Genomic DNA, 19494 nt, shown 5'->3' with positions numbered 1-19494 from the left:
ACGGTAGGGACCGGGCAGGCATAGGCCTGTTCGTCGATACGCCGCCGGCGCGTCCGCGGGTTCGAGACTCGCCCGCCTCCGCCGCCGCCGCCACCTCGTCGCTCGGTCTCCGCGTCGCTCACCGCCGCGTCAGCTCGTACCACAACACCGCGGTCACGGCGCGGCCGTCGCGGAGCCCGTCGTCGACGACGGCTTCGAGGAGGTCGTCGTACGGGACCGTCTCGACCGCGATCGACTCGTTGTGGTCGAGGTCGCGGTCGGCGGTCGGCTCACAGCCCGTCGCGAGGAAGTGGTGGTGGACCGCGTTCGCCATCCCGTTCGTCGGCTCGACCGTCGTCAGCCGCTCGAACGCGGCCGCCTCGTAGCCGGTCTCCTCGGCGAGTTCGCGGGCCGCGGCGGCTTCGAGGTCGGCGGCGTCGCCGTCTGGGTCCTCGGCGTCTTCGGGGCCTCCCGCATCCTCGGGCTCGACCGTTCCCGCGGGGAGCCCGCGGTTCACCCGCCCGACCGCCTGCCGCCACTCGTCTATCACGACCACGTCGCCGTCGGGGGTAAAAGGCAGGACCACGACCGCCGGCGGCTCGTCGACGTAGTGGAAGCCGTCGGTCTCGCTGTCCGGGAACCGCACCTCGTCGCGGCGCACGTCGAACCCGGGACAGCGGTAGTCGATGTCGGTCGCGAGCGTCTCCCACGAGAGGTCGGCGGAGTCGTCCATGGGTCGCACTCGGCGCTCGGGGCTAAATAGCCGCACGCTCGCGGATCCACTCTTTTCCTCGCGCCGCGAGAGTCCCGAACACCCACGCGAGCGTCCCCAACGCGAGCGCCTGCACGCCGAGATAGACCAGCCCGTCGAGGCCGAACAGGGCGACCAGCCGCTCCGCGAGCGGTCGTCCGGGGAGACCGAGGAGGTAGTGGTTCGCGCTGTATCCGAGCAGCGCGGCGTAGACGGTCGCCCACGCGGCGATCAGACCACCCCGGCGAACCGCGAGGCCCGCGGCCCCGAGGACCCCGACGACGGCCGCGTGTCCCGCGAGGAACACGACGCCGCCGTCGATCGCGAACGCGCCGACCGCGTACGCGGCGAACACGAGCGCGAAACACGCCGGCGGCACCGCGATTCGCGGATCGGGACGCGGGCGGTCACGAGGGGGACCGAGGAGGAGCGCGCGCAGGGAGCCCACACTCGGCGATGACCGCGGTAGCAGAAAAAGACCGGTCCGTCAAGTGGCTCGCCGGGCGGGTCGCTCAGTCCCACTCGTCGAGCGAGGCCTGTCCGTCCTCGGGGCGTCGCGGCCGACCGTCGCTTCCGTCGTCTCTCCCGCCTCCGTCGCCTCCGTCGGTCTCGCTTTGTCCGTCGGTCTCGACGCTCGGCTCTGTGCCGACCCAGTCCGTGAGCGTGCTGCCGCCGGCGTCGTCGGTCGACCGGGAACCGGACGGCTCGGAGCCCTCGCCACCGGACCGATCGGCCGCATCAAACCCGGCGAGCGTCGCCTGATCGCTCTCCGCGAAATCGAGATTCGAGACGCGGACGCCGAGCTTGCGGACTCGAGCGTCGGCGAACTCGGTGAGGCGATCGAGCGCGACCTCCTCGACGAGGTCGGGGTCGTCGACGGGGCCGGGGAGGCTCCGCGCGCGAGTGTTCACCTCGAACGGCGGCTCAACTACCTTGATCCCGATGGTTCGGTACAGGCAGCCCCGCTCGCGGGCGCGGCGGGCCACGTCGGTCGCCAGCGCCGACACCGTCGCCCGCTTCGTCTCGTCGTCGGCGGTGGCCGGCAGCGACGACTCTCGTGAGAGGCTCTTCGGGAGGCCGGTCGGCGTCACCGGTCGATCGTCGTCTCCGCGGGCGCGGCGCGACAGCTCCCGTCCGCGGTCGCCGAGTTCCGCGGCGAGCCGGTCGGGGTCGGCGTCGGCGAGATCGCCCGCGGTCTCTATCCCCATGTCGGCGAGGGTCCGCTCCGTCACGGGGCCGACGCCGTGGACGTCTGCAGTCGGCAGCGGCGCGAGGAAGTCGGCGACCGATCCGGGCGGGACGACGACGAGTCCGTCGGGCTTGTCGGCGTCGCTCGCGACCTTCGCTGCCGACATGTTGGGGGCGACGCCGACGCTCGCCGGCACGCCCGCCTCGCGTTCGATCCGGGATTTAACGTGGCGGGCGTACCCCTCCGCGAGCGTTCGGGCGTCGGCGGGACCGGCCGCGGCGCTCGGGGGCGGCGCGTCATCGGCGTCGGGCCCGCCACCGGCGACGGCCCACGAGGTGCGGTCGGTGACGTCGAGGTACGCCTCGTCGATGCTCACTTCCCGCCGCGTGTCGGCGCAGTCGCGGACGATCGCTTTCACCTCGCTCGCGACGTCCTTGTAGAAGTCGAGGTCGACGGGGAGGTATCGTCCGGTCTCCTCGGGGTTCGGCGCGTCCGGGTCGTCTGGGTCGGCGTCGGCGCGTCGGGGGAGCAACTCCAACGCCTCGGAGATCGGCATCGCGCTCTCGACGCCGAACGCGCGGGCCTCGTAGCTCGCGGTCGCGACTGCGCCGCCCGTCTCGCCCGCTTCGTAGCCCATGCCCACGACGACGGGCTCGTCGGCGAGTTCGGGGCGACGCAGTCGCTCACAGGAGGCGTAAAAACAGTCCATATCCACATGCAGGACGACGCGGTCGCTCGCCTCGTCGCCGTCGGCCGCGGCCGTCCCGGGGAGCGTCTCGCCACCCATCGGGGAGGCCTCCGCGCTCGTCGGTCTTAAGACCGGCCACGCGCGGCGAACGCGCTCGCCGACAGAGGGCTGTCTGAACTCGGATCCAGAACGGCTACTTCGGCCGACATTCGTTTATTACCGGCCGCCCTACTGATCGGCTATGCCCGAGCAGATCGACGTGTTGCACGTCGACGACGACCCGTCCGTGCTGGATCTGACGGCGGCGTATCTCGATCGCGAGCTTTCGGCGGTGGCGGTAACGAGCGTCACGGACCCGACCGACGCGCTCGACCGGTTGAGCGAGAGGTCGTTCGACTGCGTCGTCAGCGACTACGACATGCCCGGCATGGACGGGCTTGCGTTCTTCGACGCGCTCCGCAAGCGCGACCGACGGGTGCCGTTCGTGCTCTACACGGGGAAGGGGTCGGAGGAGATCGCGAGTCAGGCGCTCAACGCCGGCGTCACGGGATACTTCCAGAAGGGCGGCCCCGAGCAGCTCCGGCGGCTCGCGAACCGGGTCGACCAAGCGGTCGAGGAACACCGGACGCGGGAGGTCGCAGACCGTTACTCGACGGTCATCGACGCGCTCGCGTATCCGGTGTACGTCGTCGACGATAGCGGCGTGTTCACCTTCGTCAACGAGCCGTTCGCGGCGCTCACCGGCTACGACCGCGAGGAGATAATCGGTAGCACGCCCGATCTGATAAAGGGACCAGATGCGGTTGCCGAGGCCGAGAACCGGCTCGGGAACGTCCTGTCGAGTACCAGCCCGAACGTCGAGCACTTCGGCGTCGACATCGTCCCGAAGGACGGCGAGCCGATCCCGTGTCGCGACCACATGGCCGCGCTCCCGTACGAGGGCGAGTGCTTCGAGGGGAGCGTCGGCATCCTGCGAGACGTCTCCGACGAGCACGAGCGACGCGAGGAACTGGAGACGAAGACTCGGGCGCTCGACGAGGCCCCGGTCGGGATCACGATCACGGACCCGGATCGGTCGGACAATCCCATGGTGTACGTCAACGACCGGTTCGTCGAGATGACCGGGTACGGCCGCGAGGAGGCCGTCGGTGTCAACTGTCGATTCCTGCAGGGCGACGACACAGACGAGGCGTCCATCGAGCGACTCCGGCGCGCCATCAACGCGGGCGAACCCGAGAGCGTCGAAATGCTGAATTACCGCAAGGACGGCACGGAGTTCTGGAACCGCGTCAGCATCGCGCCGATCCGCGACGACGACGGACAGGTCACGGAGTGGGTCGGATTCCAGGAAGACATCACCGCATTCAAAGAGCGCGAGGCCGCGCTAAAACGGCAGAACGAGCGGCTCGACTCGTTCGCCGGGATCGTGAGCCACGACCTCCGGAACCCGCTCAACGTCGCACAGGGCCGCGTCGACCTCGCGGCGAAGGCCCGTGACGGCGACGACGAGCACCTCTCGACCGCGGCCGACGCGCTCGACCGCATCGAGACGATCGTCGACCACACCCTCACGCTGGCCCGCGAGGGCGAGTCCGTCGGCGACCCGGAGGCCGTCTCGCTCGCCGCCGTCGCCGCCGACAGCTGGGACACGGTCGACACCGACGTGGCCGCGATGGAAATCGAGACTGACGGCGCGGTGCGCGCCGACCCCGACCGTCTCCGGAACCTGTTCGAGAACCTGATTCGCAACGCGGTGGAACACGCGGGCGACAACATCACGGTCCGGGTCGGTGACCTCCCGGACGGCTTCTACGTCGAAGACGACGGTCCGGGTATCCCGGAGGCGATCCGTGATGACCTCTTCGAACCGGGCGAAAGCGGCGTCGACGGGAACACCGGATTCGGCCTCGCGATCGTCCACGAGATCGCCACCGCACACGGCTGGGACGTGTCTGTGACGGACGCCGAAACCGGCGGCGCGCGGTTCGAGATCCGCGGCGTGACGCGGCGCGTCGAGGCCGCGTGAGCCTCACCCGATCTCTCACGTCTCCGGTCGGGTGACCTGCTTGGCTATCGTGGCTCTCACGCCGGTCGCGGCTCATGCGGTCCCCCTCGTCTGGATGCGGAACCGGATCGATTCTCGGTGGTCCACAAGCGCCTTTGCTTCGCCTCCCGAAGCGCGAGTGAATGGGGCTACTCTCGCGGGCGGCGGCGACCGACCGGCGCGTCATCGTGCTGGCACTCGCGCGGATGGTCGGGGCGGCCGGGAACTCGTTTCTCATCGTCGTGTTGCCGCTGTACATCGCCAGCGACCTGATCGATGTCGACGCGCTGATTGGCTCCGCGGTCGGGATCGGGGCTGCGGAGGTGACGCTGACCGAGCCGCTCCTCATCGGAATCGTCCTCTCGCTTTTCGGCTTTCTCAACAGCTTCTCACAGCCGCTGACCGGACGGCTCTCGGACCGGATGGGCGTCCGGCGGCCGTTCGTGCTGGCCGGCATCCTGCTTCTCGGAACCGCGAGCGGACTCTACATTATCGCCGACACGTACTGGCACCTCGTCGCCCTCCGGGCGGCACAGGGGTTCGGCGCGGCGCTCATCATCCCGGCGACGGTCGCGCTCGTCAACGAGTACGCCGCGAGCGACAGCGACCGCGGCGGGAACTTCGGCGTCTACAACACGTTCCGGCTGATCGGGTTCGGCTTCGGTCCGGTGCTCGCGGGGGCCGTCGTCGAGGGCGGGCCGTACGACCTCTCGCCGATCGGGCTCCCGACGCTCGACGGATTCGACGCCGCCTTCGTCGCGGCCTGTGCCGGGGCGTACCTCAGCTTCGTCTTAGTGTTCCTTCTCGTCCGCGACGCCGCCGAGTCGAGCGCGGCGAGCGACGACCTCTCGATCCGGGTGCGCGGCGAGGACCGCCTGCTCGACCCCGTGTTCGCGCTCGGGCTGGCGACCGTCGCGATGGGGCTGTGTATCGCGATGTTCGCCACGCTCCAGAACCAGATCAACGTCCGACTCGACCAAGCTCCCGTCTGGTTCGGGATTCAGTTCGGCGCGGTCACCATCGCGAACGTCCTCTTACAGGTGCCCGTGGGACAGGCGAGCGACCGGATCGGCCGGCGACCGTTCCTGCTCGCCGGCTTCGTGTTGCTCGCCCCGACGACGCTACTGCAGGGGATCGTCACCGATCCGATCGTCATGACGCTCGTTCGGCTCGGGCAGGGCGTCGCCGTCGCGTTCGTGTTCGCGCCGTCGCTCGCGCTCGCGGGCGACCTCGCGCGGGAGGGGGAGTCCGGGACGACGCTGTCGGTGCTCACGATGGGATTCGGCTTCGGCATCGCGCTCGGGCCGCTCGCGTCCGGCTGGCTCGTCGGCTTCGGGTTCGTCGTCCCCTTCGCCGTCGGCGCGGTGCTCGCGGCCGTCGCGCTCGTCGGCGTCGTGACGCAGGTCGAGGAGACGCTCGGCGCGAGCGACGACGCGGCCGCGACGGCCGCGGACTGACAGATTGACGTCCCATCAACCACAACACTCACCTCGTGTCCCGCGACCGCGTCTACTGCGTCGACTGTCGCGAGCCGATCCCGAGCGACGCGCGGATCTGCCCCCACTGCGAGGCGGTCCAGCCCTCCCCGCTCGTCGACGCCGGCGTCGTCGTCGCCGGCGTGTTCGCGTTCGTGTTCGGCGTGATCCTGACGCTGATGACGGTCGGGACGACGCGCATGCTCGGCTTCGTCCTGATCGTGGTCGGCTTCGGCCTCGGCGTCGGCGGCTACACGCGTCACATCGACCGACAGGCGGGCCGGCGGGCGCGGTGATCTCCCCGAATCTCGACCGCGGCCGCACCGTCCCGCGACAATTTAAGTTCGATCGGGGGCCACGTCCCCATATGATCACGCCACTCACCGCCGGACTCGTCCTCGCCGGGCTGTTGCTCGCGTTCGTCGGTGCCGCCGTCTCCGTGTACGCGGTGACGCTGACCGGCGTCCTCGTCGGGGGCGGCGCGGGCTACGTCGCCGCGCCGAGCCTCCTCGGCGTCGTCGCGGTCGACGGCGTCGCCCTGACCGGCGGGGCCGTCGCGGTCGGTGCGGCGGTCGGCGGCTTCCTCGCGTACGCCGGGCTCTCGTTCGCGGTCGTCGCTATCGGCGGCCTCGTCGGCGGGTTCGCCGGGCGGTTCGCGGTCGGGCCGATCTACGCGGCCGACGCCGCCGGCATCGAGGGCACGCTGCTTCTCGGCGGCGCGACGCTGGCCGGCGTCGCGGTCGGCGCGCTGATCGGCTTCGTGGCGAGCCGGACGACGCTCGTCGTCTCGACGGCGTTCATCGGCGCGGCGTTCGCCTCCCGGTCGGTCACGCCCGCGAGCTTAGAGGCGGCCGCCGCGGGGCCGACCGTCGGGCCGCTGCTGTTCGATCTCTCCGCGCCCGCGTTCCTCGCCGTGTTCGTCCTCGGCGGACTCTCACAGCTCGGGCTGTTCAGGTTCGGGTACGTGACGACGCTGGTCGGGCTCCTGCCCGGCGCGCGGCGGTGGACGGCGGGCGACGAGGGCGACGGCAACGCGACGAGGACGTGACCCCCGGCCTGTCGCCGGAGTCGGCTCAGTCGTCGTACTGGTAGAATCCCCGCCCGGATTTCTTTCCGAGGTCCCCGGCCGCGACCTTGCGCTTCAGGAGGTACGCCGGCTGGTAGCGGTCGCCGAGCTCGTCGTGCAGCGTCTCGCTGGCGTCGAGCACCACGTCGAGGCCGATGTGGTCGGCCAGTTCGAGCGGCCCCATCGGAACGTTCGTGCCCAGTGTCATCCCGCGGTCGATGTCCCGTTTCTCGGCGACGCCCTCGTCGTACGCGCGGATCCCTTCGTTTATCCACGGCATCAGGATCCGGTTCGTGACGAAGCCGGGCTTGTCGTCGGACTCCCAGGTCGTCTTGTCCAGAGCCTCGGCGAACGCGTGCGCGAACTCGGCGACCGCCGGATCGGTGCGCTCGCCGACAACGACCTCCACGCCCTCCATGACCGGAACGGGGTTCATAAAATGGAGCCCGATCACGTCGCTCGCGCGGTCGGTCGCGCTCGCGATGGCCGTGATAGAGAGCGTCGAGGTGTTCGTCGCGAGCACCACGTCGCAGTCGGTCACGTCCGCGAGGTCCGCGAAGATCTCGCGTTTCACGTCGAGGTCTTCGACCGCGGCCTCGATCACGAGGTCGACGTCCGCGAGGTCGGCGAGGTCCGTCGTCCCGGCGATGCGATCGCGGATCGCGGCCGGCTCCTCGTCGATCGCGTCCGTCGCGTCGAGCCGCGACAGGCTGTCGTCGACGCCGTCGAGTCCCCGCTCGACGTACTCGGTCTCGACGTCGCGCATCACGACCTCGTAGCCGGCCGTCGCCGCGACCTGTGCGATCCCGCTGCCCATCGTGCCCGCGCCGACGACGCCGACTGTTTCGATCTCGGAGAGCGCTCGCATGCGACTCACTGCCTCACTCGACGGGGTAAGCGTTGTGGAACCCTCGGTTGTGAGAGCGCGCCGTCACCCGTCTCTCGGTGCGGGCGTCCGTCCGTCCGAACCGCTCAGCGGGACGGTGAGCGTGGCGATCGTACCGGTCGGCTCGGCGGGCTCGAAATCGACCGAACCGCCGATCGTCTCCGTCCCCCACTTCACGAGCCAGAGGCCGAGCCCGCTCCCGTGGCGGAGGGGGGTCTCGGTCCCCGAGTCGAGGATGTCCAACTCGTACTCGTCGATCCCGGGTCCGTTGTCGGCGATCTGCACCACGGCTCGGTCGCTCTCGACCCACGCGGAGACGCTCACGCGCGGGTCCGAACCGGCGTTGTGTACCGCGGCGTTCTCGATCAGGTTGTTCACCACGACCGCAGCGCCGTCGGGAATCGTCGCGTCCTCGGTGGGTCGCTCCAGTTCGAAGGCGACGTCGGGGAACGCGTCGCGGGCACCGGCGAGACAGTCCCCGACGATCGAATCGAGAGACGACTGGTTCCACTCGCCGACGGCGTCCTCGAACAGGTCGATCGCGTCCCGACCCTTCTCGCTGAGTTCGACGATCCGCATGGTCCGCCGTTTGATCGTCTCGGCTGTCTCGTCTGCGGTGCGCTCGGCGTACCCCTGAATGATGTTCGCTTCGGTCCGGATGTTGTGTCTGAGGACTCGGTTGAGCACCTTCAGCCGCTGCTGTTGCTGGAGGTACCGCGTGACGTTGTGAAGTGTGAACACGAATCCCAGCGTGTGGTCGCGGCGATCGGTGAGTTCGGTCACTGTCACGTCGTACGACTGTGAGGTCGACTCGGTCCCGACGGTCAGGAAGTCGCGGCCGCCGTCGGCCTGTATCGGTCCGTTCACCGGGAGCAGCTCGGACGCAGGCGAGCCCAGCGCGCGGTCCACGTCGACGCCGAGGACCGCGGCACCCGTCTGGTTGATCTCGACTATCGTGTCGTGACCGTCGACGACGATCGCGCCCTCATGGATGTGGTCGAACAGGAACTCCTTGGCGCGCCACGTCGGGGCCGGGTTGGCTCCGAACATTCGGAACCGCCTGATAGCGCCGAGGTACGCGACGCCGGAGACCGCGAACGCGATCGGCGTCGGGTCGATGCCCGCGGAGGGGAGCGCGCCGGCGTTATACAGGATGTTCGTGGCCCACGGGGTCGTGATTCCGACGAGCAACGCGGCGCTCTGCCCGCGAAACGCGGTCGCGCGGCTCGACACCAGCCCGAGTATCGGGACGATTCCGAGCACGCCGAGCAGGTAGGTGTACGCCGCGGCGACGCCGTACCAGAGGCCCCCCTGTTCGGCGACGACCGCGCCGTCCACGGTGACGCCCGCCGGGCGGACGTAGAGGAGCCCGTGGTACTGCTCGGTAACGGCGAGACACACCGTGAGAACCGGAACGACGGACAACAGCGCGACGCTTCGCCGCGTGATGTACTGGTCCCGCCCCGTGTACTCCAGTGCGAACAGGATCCACGCGACGGGAACGATCATGACGCCGATCCAGCCGAGCTTCGTCCACGTCAGCGTCTCGCTTACCGACTCGGCGGAGAGGCTGAAGATGATACACGTCGCCCACACGGACTGCCCGCCGAGCAGCCACACGAGGGGGGTCGCGCCGGGGTTCGGCCGTTCCCGCCACGCGAGGATCGCGGCACCGCTCCCGGTAGCGATCGAGCCGAACAGGAGCGGGACGACGACCGTCGTTGGGGGATGCACGTGCGGAACACACGACACCGGAGTATATGAATCACCCGGCGGGCGGCGGGAAAAAAGCGGGCTCGGGACCTCGGAGGATCCCGCTCAGATCCCCGCCGTCGAGACGAGGAGCAGCGCGAACACCACGAGGTGTTTTGACTCGCCGGCGATGGCGAGCCGCCCGGGCGCGTTCGTCCGGCCGACGAACCACGCGAGGACGAGCGCGTAGCCGAGTCCGACGAGGATCGCTCCCGCGAGCGCGACTGTGAGCGGACCGAACGCGAGCGTCAGGGCGACGAACGCGACGAGGAACAGATCCAGCCCGTACAGGGCGTGTCGCGTCCGCCGGATTCCGAAGACGACGGGGAGCGTCGAGACGCCGTCCGCGGCGTCGGCCTCCACGTCCCGCACGTTCGGAATCTCCGTGTTGACGAACGTGTCGACGAGGAAGTACACGAACACCACCCCGGAAAGAGGCGTGACCGTCGCCTCGGCGAACGCCAGCGGGAGCCCGACGACCGCGATCGCCCACGCCGAGGCGACCATCGCCGAGTTCACCACGAGGATCTGTTTCAGCCGTTTGAACCGCCGTCCGAGGGTCGGGAACCAGTCGGATGCGTAGAGGATCCAGAACCCGCCGGGAAGGAGGGTGATCGCGAGCGCGAGCGGGCCGCCGGTGATCGCGATCGCGATCGCGACACCGTAGGCACCGGCCGTGAGAAGCGACAGCGCCTCGCGATGGCGCGTCACGAACGCGCTCCGCTCCGGCGTCGAGAGCGCGTCGCTGTCGGCGTCGGCGATCCTGTCTCCGGCGTACACCGAGAAGGTGACGAGGCCGACGACGACCGGTGCCGGATTCAGCGGCAGCGACAACACGAGATGCACGGTCAACACCTCGATCATCGCGATGAACACGAGGTAGGCGGAACTGTACGTCAGAACGTCTTTGATCCGGGAACAGGTGTGCGCGAGCGACGCGGACACCTCGCCTCGCCGCGAGACGATGTCGTCCGCGTGCGCCGCCGGATCGTTCGTTTTGCTAGCCATGGGTTCGACGGCGACCGGTCATCGGACGGTCCGGCCGGCCGCCGTGTCGAACGTGTGACCACGAATTCCTCAATGGATGGGTCGACATCCCCCGAACGCGTCGAATACGCCGGTCTCTCAGTCGCTCCGCGACGTTCGTGGCTCCACGGCGTCCGCGCGGCTGTGCCGCGTTGCCGGCGGCGTCCCCACGCGACGAGGATAGAGCGCACAGACGCGCGCGTACCTATCACGAGGCCACCACGCCACTGAGTTTATTTACTACTCCGGTAGTTGTCAATCTGATTTTCCGGTGACAGTGGGGGTCTCGTGCCGGTTTATTGCCCGTTTCGTCTCTCCGCGACCCGGATCGACCATAGGCCTTTTTGGTAATGTGACTGGAACTACGAGTGATGCTCCCAACCGCCGCCGATGCCATCTCACGAGACGGGAAATCGCTGATCCTCGCGTACGACCACGGGCTCGAACACGGCCCGGTCGACTTCGATCCGAATCCCGACACCGCCGACCCGGAGCGGGTGTTCGAGCTGGCGACACACGACGCGGTCACCGCGATCGCCGTACAAAAGGGGCTCGCGGAGGCGTACTACTCGGACTACGAGGACGCGGTATCGCTGCTGTTGAAGATGAACGGCACCTCGAACCTCTGGATGGGCGAGCCGGACACGCCCGTCAACTGTTCGCCCGAGTACGCCGCCGAACTCGGTGCCGACGCCGTCGGGTTCACGCTCTACGGCGGCTCGAACAACGAGATCGGCATGGCAGAGGAGTTCCGCGAGGTCCACGAGGGCGCGCGCGAACACGACATGGGCGTCGTCATGTGGGCGTATCCCCGCGGCCAGGGCGTCCGCAACGAGACCGACGACCGGACGATCGCGTACTCCGCCCGGATCGCTCACGAGCTCGGCGCTGACATCGCGAAGGTGAAGTACCCGGGCTCGCCGGACGCGATGGCCGAGACGGTCAGGATGTCGGGACGAACGGACGTCGTCATGTCCGGCGGCTCGAAGACGAACGACGAGTCGTTCCTCCGCACGGTCGAGTCCGCGATGAACGCGGGCGCGTCCGGCCTCGCAGTCGGGCGGAACGTGTTCCAGCGCGACAACCCGACGGCGATCCTCGACGCCTTGGAACTCGTCGTCTTCGAGGGCGCGTCCACGGAGGAGGCGCTCGCCGAGACCGACGCGGGAGCGTGACCGATGGACGACGCTCGCGACGCCGACGGCGGCGCTGAACCGGTCGATTCGGTCGTCGACGCGGTGTTCGACGCGGTCGCGGCCACCGCCCCCGAGATCCGCGCCGCGCTCCCCGGCCGCCGCGTCGAGAGCGGCACCGAGAACGCCTCCGGTGAGAGCGTGATGGCCGGCGATCTGTACGCCGACAAGCTCCTCGGCGAGGCGATCGCCGCGGTCGACGGCGTCGGCTCGTTCGTCAGCGAGGAACGCGAGACCGCAGTCGATGTCGGCGGCTCGGTCGGCAACGGCGGTGACGGCGCGTACGCGGTCGCCATCGACCCCCTCGACGGCTCCTCGAACCTCCGGTCGAACAACGCCATGGGGACCGTCGTCGGGATCTACGACGCCCCGCTGCCCGCGACCGGGCGCGACCTCGTCGCCGCCGGCTACGTGCTCTACGGACCGATCACGACGATGGTCGTCGCCGACGAGTCGGGCGTGCGCGAGGAGGTGGTCGACCCGGACGACGACGGGGGCGACCCCGACGGCGGTGACGCCGCCGAGCGCGGCGTCGCCCGCGCGGTCGTCGAGGACGACCTGCGGCTCCCCGCCGAGCCGACCGTCTACGGCTTCGGCGGCCGCGTTCCCGACTGGCCCGACGACTTCACCCGCTACGCCCGCAAGATCGAATCTGAACTAAAGCTGCGGTACGGCGGAGCGATGGTCGGCGACGTGAACCAAGTGCTCACCTACGGCGGCGTGTTCGCGTATCCCGCCCTCGTCGATGCCCCGGACGGAAAGCTCCGGCTCCAGTTCGAGGCGAACCCGATCGCCTACATCGTCGAGCGCGCGGGCGGCGCGGCCACCGATGGCCGGACCGATATCCTCGACGTCGAACCCGAGGGACTCCACGACCGCGTTCCGCTGTACGTCGGCAACGAGACGCTCATCGAACGGCTGGACGCTGCGCTCTCAGACTGACCCGCCCCGCAGGCGCGCGGTGTCAGTCGCTATACTGCGGCGATCAATCCGATACCGACGAGTTCGGGTGCGCTTCCGAGCCCGAGAGAAACCGCGAGCCCGACCGCCAGAAGCGCTCCCGCGTACACGGCGGAACCGACCAGCGACGCCGCGGCGAACCGCGGAGCGGAGACCGACGAGGCGTTCGCGGTGGGGACGGCGACCCACCCTCGCGTGCCGGGGACCGCGTTCGAGGCCGCCACCGCCGGTAGCCCCCACCGGTCGAGCCAGCGGCTCGCCCCGTCGAGCGTGTCGTCGCCGATCGAAACGAGCGGGAGTGACGTAGGGTCGGCGTCGAATCGGCGGACGGCCGCGAACACGACGGATTGGCCGACGGTCGCGCCGACAACCGCCGCGGCGAACACCGGCACGACCGCGACCGCCTCGACGCCGACGGCGACGACGGACGCGACGAACAGCGTCCGCGCCGGGAGCACCTTCCCGACGAGCGCTCCCTCCAGCGCGAACACGGCGAAGACCGCGACGGCCCCGTAGCTGTCGACGAGGGCGAGTGCCGTCGCGGTCTGAGAGCCGAACACGTCCCTCTTCGGTGGCCACCACGTATAGAGACGTCGTGAGCACTGCTATCTATGATCGATACGGCGTTAGAGCGTCCGATTTCGCCGCTCCCGCGGCCGTCGGCCACAACGAAGACGACGCGCAGCGCACGTTCACGCTCTCAGTAATTTCTCTCACTGCGTTCGAGAAATGCACCGGCCGAGACTCTCGTGAGCGAAGCGAACGGGAGTACGGTCGGTGTACGACCTTAGAAGTGCACCGGCCGAGATTTGAACTCGGGTTGCAACCATGGCAAGGTTGCGTGATACCACTACACTACCGGTGCGTGCTTCGCAGTCGATCATAGCCCGAGTGAGAGATATAAGCGTTCCGAACGCTGGATGCCGACCCTCGCCGCAAGCGTCATCCGGCTGTCTCTCCACCGTTCGACACGGACCGACGACCCCCATGACGAACCCGAACCCCGACTCGTTCCCGCGCCCCGACAGACGCACCGCCCTCCGAGCGACCGCCGGCCTCGCGGCGTTCTCGTTCGCCGGCTGTCTCGGCGGCGACTCGACCGACGGCGCGGACGACGGAGTCGACGGCACAGCCGGCAACGCGTCAGGAGACGGCGCGTCCGCAGACGATGGGGCCGACGTCGACTACGCCGTCGAGCGCGTCGCGGAGGGATTCGAGAACCCGTGGGGGCTCGCCTTCCTCCCCGGCGACGGTCGGCTCTTGGTGACGGAGCGTCTCGGGCGGCTCTCGCTCGTCGACCCCGCGGACGGCTCGACGCGAACGGTCGCGGGAGCGCCTGAAGTCTTCTCGCGCGGACAAGGCGGGCTGCTCGACATCGAGATTCACCCGGCGTATCCGACCGATCCACGCGTGTACCTCACGTACGCGGCGAGCGACGACTCGGGCGCGGCGGCGACGCACGTCGGAAGCGGCCGGCTTCGGCTCGACGGGTCCGACGCACCCGCGCTCGACGGGTTCGAGCCGATCTGCGTCGCGGAACCGTTCCGCGACTCCGAGCTCCATTTCGGGTCACGGGTGACGTTCGGTCCCGACGGCGCGTTATTCGTCACGGTGGGCGACCGGCGCGACACGGAGTTCGGGCCGGACCACGTCTCGCAGGATCGCTCGAACGAGCTGGGGTCGACGCTCCGGCTGACGGCCGACGGCGACCCCCACCCGGACAACCCGTTCGTCGACGACCCGAACGCGCGTGACACCATATACAGCTACGGCCACCGCAACCCGCAGGGGATGGCCGTCCGTTCCGAAACGGGACGGATCTGGCAGTGCGAACACGGCGAGCGCGACGGCGACGAGATCAACGTCATCGAACGCGGCGGGAACTACGGATGGCCGGTCGCCAGCGAGGCGTGTAACTACGGTACCGACGAGCGCGTCGCCCCAAGCCACCGCGAGCGCGGCGACGCGGTCGCGCCGGTCCACTACTGGCCCTGCGGCTCCGGCGGGTTCCCGCCGAGCGGCGCGGTCTTTTACGAAGGCGACGCCTTCCCCGAGTGGCGCGGCGATCTGTTCGCGGGCACGCTCGCTGCCCAGTACCTCGGTCGGTTCACGGTCGAGGGCGCTGGCGCTACCGAGGCAGCGGTGACCGAGCGAGAGCCGCTGCTCGCCGACCGCGACTGGCGCGTGCGGGCGCTCGCGGTCGAGCCGACGACCGGACACCTCTACGTCGCCGTCGACGCCGCGGACGCGCCGGTGGTCCGACTCGTCCCGGCCTGAACCTCGCGGATCCAGACCACACTAGCCGAATCGTCGATCCGTGCGATGCGTTCGCTCGATCGCGAGGCCGAACCTCCCGTCAGGGGCCGTGTGAACGCTCCACAGCCCGAAACCCGGACCGCTACCCTTTTACGATGCCGTCCGAAATCGAGGGGTACAGTCTCGCCACGATGCGTACCGAAGACGGACTCACGATCTGCGTTCCGTCTTCGGTCGTCCGGGAGGCCGAGGACGACCGCGAGGCGACTCGCAAACTCGGCTACGTCGCCCGTGCGGCGGCGGTGTTCCGGGCGGATCGACTGGTCGTCTTCCCCGACGGGGAGGGCGAACGGCGACGGGGCGGCGAGTACGTCCGAACCGTGCTGGGGTACGCCGCGACTCCGCCGAGGCTCCGAAAGGACCTCTGGGGGGAGCGCGACGAACTCCGGTACGTCGGCGTGCTCCCACCGCTCCGCGTGCCGTGGCGGACCGGCTCGACCCCGAGCGGGGAAGAGTCGAAAACACAGGGACTCGTGACCGAGGTCGGACCTGAAGGCCGCGTCCGGGTCAATTCCCCGCTGCGGGAACACCCGATCTCCCTGCTCGTCCCCTCCGGAATGGAGGTCGAGCGGGGGGAGCGCGTCACCATCAGGGTCTCTTCGAGAGAACCGGTCCGCGCCCGCATCACCGGGAAGCCGGAGGACGGTTTCCAGGTCGTGGCCGCGGACCTATCGGAAGCGCTCGCCGGCGACGGACTGACCGTCGCCACGTCGCGACACGGGGAGGAACTCTCCGTCTCGCGGCTCGGCGACGTCGTCTCGGACGCGCGGAAGGCCGGCGGCTACACCGTCGCCTTCGGCGCGCCCGAGCGGGGGCTTCCGGAGATGCTCGGGCTGTCGCCCGACGACATTCGGACGGCCGTTGCCGACGGTCGCCCGGTCGAACCCGATCCGGGGTTCGACCTCTGGCTGAACACGATCCCGGCACAGGCGAGCGAGGTCGTCCGGACGGAGGAGGCTCTGTTCGTGACTCTCGGCTCGCTCACACTCACGGAGTAAACACATGCCACAACCAAGCCGACCACGAAAAGGCTCGCTGGGCTACGGCCCGCGGACCCGCGCCGACAGCGAGGTACCGCGTATCCGTTCGTGGCCAGACGACGACGGAGCCCCCGCGCTACAGGGCTTTGCCGGCTACAAAGCCGGGATGACACACGTCGTCATGGTCAACGACGAGGCCAACTCGCCGCGTGAGGGGATGGAAGAGTCCGTCCCCGTCACGGTCGTCGAGACGCCACCGATGTACGCGGTGGCCCTGCGCGCCTACGAAGAGACGCCGTACGGACAGAAGCCGGTCGAAGAGGTCTGGGCGACCGAGTTCCACGAGGAGCTCGACCGCGCGCTCGACCTCCCGGCGGAAGACACCTTCGAGGAGGACGCCGACGCGCTCCGCGAACTGCTCGACGACGACGTCGTCGACGACGTTCGCGTCATCACGCACACGGCGCCCTCGGAGCTTTCGAACGTACCCAAGAAGAAGCCCGACGTGATGGAGACTCGAGTCGGCGGCGGCTCCCTGGAGGAGCGCGTCGACTTCGGGCTCGATCTCGTCGCGGAGGGCGGCGCCCACGAGTTCGGCGACGTCTTCCGCGCGGGGCAGTACACCGACGTGTCGGGCATCACGAAGGGGAAGGGGACGCAGGGTCCCGTCAAACGCTGGGGCGTCCAAAAGCGGAAGGGCAAACACGCCCGCCAGGGATGGCGGCGTCGGATCGGCAACCTCGGTCCGTGGAACCCCTCCCGCGTGCGCTCCACCGTTCCCCAGCAGGGGCAGACCGGCTACCACCAGCGCACCGAGCTCAACAAGCGCCTCATCGACTTCGGCGAGGGCGACGACGCCTCCGTCGACGGCGGCTTCGTCAACTACGGCGAGGTCGACGGCGAGTATGCGCTCATCAAGGGTTCAGTGCCCGGTCCGGACAAGCGCCTGCTGCGCTTCCGCCCGGCCATCCGGCCGAACGACCAGCCGCGCCTCGACCCCGAGGTCCGGTACGTATCCACCGCATCCAACCAGGGATAATTCATGAGCACAACAGTACACGACCTGGACGGCGGGGACGCGGGTAGTATCGAGCTGCCGGCGATCTTCGAGACCGCGTTCCGACCGGACCTCATCGGTCGGGCGGTCGCCGCCGCACAGGCCAACCGGAAGCAGGCTTACGGTGCCGACGAGTTCGCCGGGCTTCGAACCCCCGCGGAGTCGTTCGGCTCCGGACGCGGGCTCGCCCACATCCCGCGCTCCGAGAACGTCGCCCGCCGCGTCCCGAACGCCGTGTCGGGGCGCGCCGCGCACCCGCCGAAGGCCGAGAAGGACCAGTCGAAGAAACTGAACGACAAGGAGCGACAGCTCGCCATCCGGTCCGCGATCGCCGCCACCGCCGACGCCGAGCTCGTCGCAGAACGCGGTCACGCGTTCGACGAGGACCTCGACCTCCCGCTCGTCGTGAGCGACGAGTTCGAGGATCTCAAAAAGACCCAGGAGGCCCTCGGCGTCCTCGAAGCGGTCGGCGTCGACGCCGACATCGAGCGCGCAGAGGAGGGCCGTTCCGTTCGGTCCGGCCGCGGGAAGACCCGCGGGCGCAAGTACAGTCAGCCGAAGTCCGTTCTGGTCGTCACGAGCGAGGAGCCGTCCCGCGCCGCCCGAAACCTCTCGGGCGTCGATGTCGCGACAGCCGGCGAGGTCAACGCGGAGGACCTCGCGCCGGGCGCGCACCCGGGCCGACTCACGCTGTGGACCGAAAGCGCCGTCGAGGAGGTGGCCGAGCGATGAACTCGATCATCGAGCACCCGCTCGTCACCGAGCAGGCGATGAACCAGATGGACTTCAAGAACAAGCTGGTGTTCATCGTCGACGTCGACGCGACCAAACCGGAGGTCCGCGACGAGGTCTCCGAGCGGTACGACGTTCGCGTCGTCGACGTGAACACGCAAGTGACCTCGAAGGGCGAAAAGAAGGCGACGGTCACGCTCTCCGAGGACGACGACGCGACGGAGATCGCGTCGCGCATCGGGGTGTTCTGAGATGGGACGACGAATTCAAGGACAGCGGCGTGGACGCGGCGGCCCGACGTTCCGGGCCCCCTCCCACCGCTACAAGGCGGAACTGTCGCACAAGAAGCTCGAAGACGTGGACACGGTCACCGGCGAGATCGTCGGGATCGAACACGACCCCGCCCGCTCGGCTCCGCTCGCGGAGATCGAGTTCGAGGACGACGACCGTCGGCTCGTGCTCGCGCCGGAAGGCGTGCGCGTGGGCGAGACGATCCAGGTCGGCGTCTCGGCGGAGATCAAACCCGGAAACACGCTCCCGCTGGCTGAGATCCCGGAGGGCGTCCCGGTCTGTAACGTCGAGAGCAACCGCGGGGACGGCGGGAAGTTCGCGCGCGCCTCCGGCGTGTCCGCGACGCTTCTCACCCACGACCGCGACGTCGCGGTCGTTCAGCTCCCCAGCGGGGAAGTCAAACGGCTTGACCCCCAGTGCCGCGCCACGATCGGCGTGGTCGCCGGCGGCGGCCGGACGGAGAAGCCCTTCGTCAAGGCCGGTAACAAGTACCACAAGATGAAAGCGCGCGGGACCAAATACCCGCGCGTGCGCGGCGTCGCGATGAACGCCGTCGACCACCCCTTCGGTGGCGGTGGTCGCCAACACCCCGGACAGCCGAAGTCGGTCTCGCGGGACGCCCCGCCGGGACGGAAGGTCGGTGACATCGCATCCAAGCGCACCGGACGAGGTGGCAACAAATGAGTTCAGATTACCGCACCGGCCGCGAGGGCAAAGAGTTCGCCTACCGCGGTCACTCGCTCGACGAGCTGCAGGAGATGGACGTAGACGAGGTCGCGGAACTGCTCCCCGCACGCCAGCGGCGAAGCATCGTTCGCGGGCTCGGGACCGAACAGCAGAAGCTGCTGGAGACGGTCCGGAGTCGCGACGAGGAGACGACCGCGGACGACCCGATCCGGACGCACCTCCGTGACATGCCGATACTACCGGAGTTCGTCGGCGTCACCTTCGCCGTGTACAACGGACACAGCTTCGAGCGCGTGCAGGTCGAACCCCAGATGATCGGACACTACCTCGGTGAGTTCCACCTCACTCGAAGCACCGTCGAACACGGTCAGGCCGGCATCGGCGCGACCCGGTCCTCGAAGTTCGTGCCCCTCAAGTAACCC

The 19494-nt window shown here is 69.2% G+C and carries 20 protein-coding genes and 1 tRNA gene; 13 read left to right on the top strand and 8 right to left on the bottom strand.

The window, feature by feature from the left end:
- Positions 1-118: 118 nt before the first annotated feature.
- The 3 genes from EP28_RS06795 to EP28_RS06785 all read right to left on the bottom strand — a co-directional run bounded on the left by EP28_RS06795 (position 119) and on the right by EP28_RS06785 (position 2706).
- Positions 119-712 (bottom strand): NUDIX hydrolase, encoded by a 594-nt coding sequence (locus EP28_RS06795; protein WP_049983241.1) that lies wholly within the window; start codon positions 710-712, stop codon positions 119-121.
- 22 nt (positions 713-734) lie between these two features.
- A complete protein-coding gene (locus tag EP28_RS06790; RefSeq protein WP_049983240.1) occupies positions 735-1178 on the bottom strand; it encodes a hypothetical protein in 444 nt (147 codons plus the stop codon).
- 64 nt (positions 1179-1242) lie between these two features.
- A complete protein-coding gene (locus tag EP28_RS06785) occupies positions 1243-2706 on the bottom strand; it encodes a DNA polymerase Y family protein (protein WP_049983239.1) in 1464 nt (487 codons plus the stop codon).
- Between the two features lie 142 nt (positions 2707-2848).
- Here EP28_RS06785 and EP28_RS06780 point away from each other — a divergent pair, with 142 nt between their 5' ends.
- The 4 genes from EP28_RS06780 (at position 2849) to EP28_RS06765 (ending at position 7174) form a co-directional block, all read left to right on the top strand.
- Positions 2849-4633, top strand: coding sequence for a PAS domain S-box protein (locus EP28_RS06780; protein WP_049983238.1), 1785 nt, complete (start codon positions 2849-2851; stop codon positions 4631-4633).
- Between the two features lie 161 nt (positions 4634-4794).
- Positions 4795-6108, top strand: a complete 1314-nt coding sequence (locus tag EP28_RS06775; protein WP_049983237.1) for an MFS transporter — start codon at positions 4795-4797, stop codon at positions 6106-6108.
- 35 nt (positions 6109-6143) lie between these two features.
- Positions 6144-6422: a hypothetical protein gene (locus EP28_RS06770; RefSeq protein ID WP_049983236.1), complete on the top strand. Its 279-nt coding sequence runs from the start codon at positions 6144-6146 to the stop codon at positions 6420-6422.
- Between the two features lie 71 nt (positions 6423-6493).
- Positions 6494-7174, top strand: coding sequence for a hypothetical protein (locus EP28_RS06765; protein WP_049983235.1), 681 nt, complete (start codon positions 6494-6496; stop codon positions 7172-7174).
- A 25-nt stretch (positions 7175-7199) separates the two neighbouring features.
- Here the strand turns inward: EP28_RS06765 and EP28_RS06760 are convergent, their stop codons facing one another.
- The 3 genes from EP28_RS06760 to EP28_RS06750 all read right to left on the bottom strand — a co-directional run bounded on the left by EP28_RS06760 (position 7200) and on the right by EP28_RS06750 (position 10838).
- The gene (locus tag EP28_RS06760; protein WP_049983234.1) at positions 7200-8060 is read right to left on the bottom strand and encodes a 3-hydroxyacyl-CoA dehydrogenase family protein; all 861 of its coding nucleotides are present in this window, start codon (positions 8058-8060) and stop codon (positions 7200-7202) included.
- A gap of 63 nt (positions 8061-8123) precedes the next feature.
- The gene (locus EP28_RS06755) at positions 8124-9812 is read right to left on the bottom strand and encodes a histidine kinase N-terminal 7TM domain-containing protein (RefSeq protein WP_049983623.1); all 1689 of its coding nucleotides are present in this window, start codon (positions 9810-9812) and stop codon (positions 8124-8126) included.
- A gap of 84 nt (positions 9813-9896) precedes the next feature.
- A complete protein-coding gene (locus EP28_RS06750; protein ID WP_049983233.1) occupies positions 9897-10838 on the bottom strand; it encodes a UbiA family prenyltransferase in 942 nt (313 codons plus the stop codon).
- A gap of 389 nt (positions 10839-11227) precedes the next feature.
- On the opposite strand from EP28_RS06750, the gene EP28_RS06745 reads away from it, so the two are divergent.
- Positions 11228-12031, top strand: coding sequence for a class I fructose-bisphosphate aldolase (locus tag EP28_RS06745; protein WP_049983232.1), 804 nt, complete (start codon positions 11228-11230; stop codon positions 12029-12031).
- Positions 12032-12034: 3 nt separating this feature from the next.
- Positions 12035-12991, top strand: coding sequence for a class 1 fructose-bisphosphatase (locus EP28_RS06740; RefSeq protein ID WP_049983231.1), 957 nt, complete (start codon positions 12035-12037; stop codon positions 12989-12991).
- A gap of 29 nt (positions 12992-13020) precedes the next feature.
- Here EP28_RS06740 and EP28_RS06735 read toward each other — a convergent pair whose 3' ends face one another.
- Together EP28_RS06735 and EP28_RS06730 are read right to left on the bottom strand one after the other, a co-directional pair.
- Positions 13021-13569, bottom strand: a complete 549-nt coding sequence (locus tag EP28_RS06735) for a DedA family protein (RefSeq protein ID WP_049983230.1) — start codon at positions 13567-13569, stop codon at positions 13021-13023.
- A gap of 234 nt (positions 13570-13803) precedes the next feature.
- Positions 13804-13874: transfer RNA gene (locus EP28_RS06730), tRNA-Gly, on the bottom strand.
- Between the two features lie 122 nt (positions 13875-13996).
- On the opposite strand from EP28_RS06730, the gene EP28_RS06725 reads away from it, so the two are divergent.
- The 7 genes from EP28_RS06725 (at position 13997) to EP28_RS06695 (ending at position 19491) form a co-directional block, all read left to right on the top strand.
- On the top strand, positions 13997-15286 hold the full coding sequence (locus EP28_RS06725) for a PQQ-dependent sugar dehydrogenase (protein ID WP_049983229.1): 1290 nt from the start codon (positions 13997-13999) through the stop codon (positions 15284-15286).
- A gap of 170 nt (positions 15287-15456) precedes the next feature.
- Positions 15457-16323 carry a putative RNA uridine N3 methyltransferase gene (locus EP28_RS06720; RefSeq protein WP_049983622.1) on the top strand — a complete coding sequence of 289 codons (867 nt, stop codon included), beginning with the start codon at positions 15457-15459 and terminating at the stop codon, positions 16321-16323.
- Between the two features lie 4 nt (positions 16324-16327).
- A complete protein-coding gene (locus EP28_RS06715) occupies positions 16328-17344 on the top strand; it encodes a 50S ribosomal protein L3 (protein WP_049983228.1) in 1017 nt (338 codons plus the stop codon).
- A gap of 3 nt (positions 17345-17347) precedes the next feature.
- A complete protein-coding gene (gene rpl4p, locus EP28_RS06710) occupies positions 17348-18094 on the top strand; it encodes a 50S ribosomal protein L4 (protein WP_049983227.1) in 747 nt (248 codons plus the stop codon).
- Complete coding sequence (locus tag EP28_RS06705) at positions 18091-18345, top strand: 50S ribosomal protein L23 (RefSeq protein WP_049983226.1); 255 nt, start codon at positions 18091-18093, stop codon at positions 18343-18345. Before rpl4p ends, EP28_RS06705 begins: the two co-directional genes overlap by 4 nt.
- 1 nt (position 18346) lies before the next feature.
- Positions 18347-19069, top strand: a complete 723-nt coding sequence (locus EP28_RS06700) for a 50S ribosomal protein L2 (RefSeq protein WP_049983225.1) — start codon at positions 18347-18349, stop codon at positions 19067-19069.
- A complete protein-coding gene (locus EP28_RS06695; protein WP_049983224.1) occupies positions 19066-19491 on the top strand; it encodes a 30S ribosomal protein S19 in 426 nt (141 codons plus the stop codon). The genes EP28_RS06700 and EP28_RS06695 overlap by 4 nt, the downstream gene beginning before the upstream one ends.
- The last annotated feature ends 3 nt before the right edge of the window (positions 19492-19494 follow it).

This window comes from Halorubrum sp. BV1 (assembly GCF_000746205.1).
GTDB lineage: Archaea > Halobacteriota > Halobacteria > Halobacteriales > Haloferacaceae > Halorubrum.
Note: the sequence above shows the minus strand (reverse complement) of the source record. Positions and strands in the feature narration are given on the sequence as shown.

Coding starts and splice junctions, on each gene's coding strand:
- EP28_RS06695 (WP_049983224.1), top strand. CDS start 19,066: ATGAGTTCAGATTACCGCACCGGCCGCGAGGGCAAAGAGTTCGCCTAC.
- EP28_RS06775 (WP_049983237.1), top strand. CDS start 4,795: ATGGGGCTACTCTCGCGGGCGGCGGCGACCGACCGGCGCGTCATCGTG.
- EP28_RS06795 (WP_049983241.1), bottom strand. CDS start 712: ATGGACGACTCCGCCGACCTCTCGTGGGAGACGCTCGCGACCGACATC.
- EP28_RS06750 (WP_049983233.1), bottom strand. CDS start 10,838: ATGGCTAGCAAAACGAACGATCCGGCGGCGCACGCGGACGACATCGTC.
- rpl4p (WP_049983227.1), top strand. CDS start 17,348: ATGAGCACAACAGTACACGACCTGGACGGCGGGGACGCGGGTAGTATC.
- EP28_RS06720 (WP_049983622.1), top strand. CDS start 15,457: ATGCGTACCGAAGACGGACTCACGATCTGCGTTCCGTCTTCGGTCGTC.
- EP28_RS06715 (WP_049983228.1), top strand. CDS start 16,328: ATGCCACAACCAAGCCGACCACGAAAAGGCTCGCTGGGCTACGGCCCG.
- EP28_RS06760 (WP_049983234.1), bottom strand. CDS start 8,060: ATGCGAGCGCTCTCCGAGATCGAAACAGTCGGCGTCGTCGGCGCGGGC.
- EP28_RS06700 (WP_049983225.1), top strand. CDS start 18,347: ATGGGACGACGAATTCAAGGACAGCGGCGTGGACGCGGCGGCCCGACG.
- EP28_RS06705 (WP_049983226.1), top strand. CDS start 18,091: ATGAACTCGATCATCGAGCACCCGCTCGTCACCGAGCAGGCGATGAAC.
- EP28_RS06780 (WP_049983238.1), top strand. CDS start 2,849: ATGCCCGAGCAGATCGACGTGTTGCACGTCGACGACGACCCGTCCGTG.
- EP28_RS06725 (WP_049983229.1), top strand. CDS start 13,997: ATGACGAACCCGAACCCCGACTCGTTCCCGCGCCCCGACAGACGCACC.
- EP28_RS06740 (WP_049983231.1), top strand. CDS start 12,035: ATGGACGACGCTCGCGACGCCGACGGCGGCGCTGAACCGGTCGATTCG.
- EP28_RS06765 (WP_049983235.1), top strand. CDS start 6,494: ATGATCACGCCACTCACCGCCGGACTCGTCCTCGCCGGGCTGTTGCTC.
- EP28_RS06785 (WP_049983239.1), bottom strand. CDS start 2,706: ATGGGTGGCGAGACGCTCCCCGGGACGGCCGCGGCCGACGGCGACGAG.
- EP28_RS06745 (WP_049983232.1), top strand. CDS start 11,228: ATGCTCCCAACCGCCGCCGATGCCATCTCACGAGACGGGAAATCGCTG.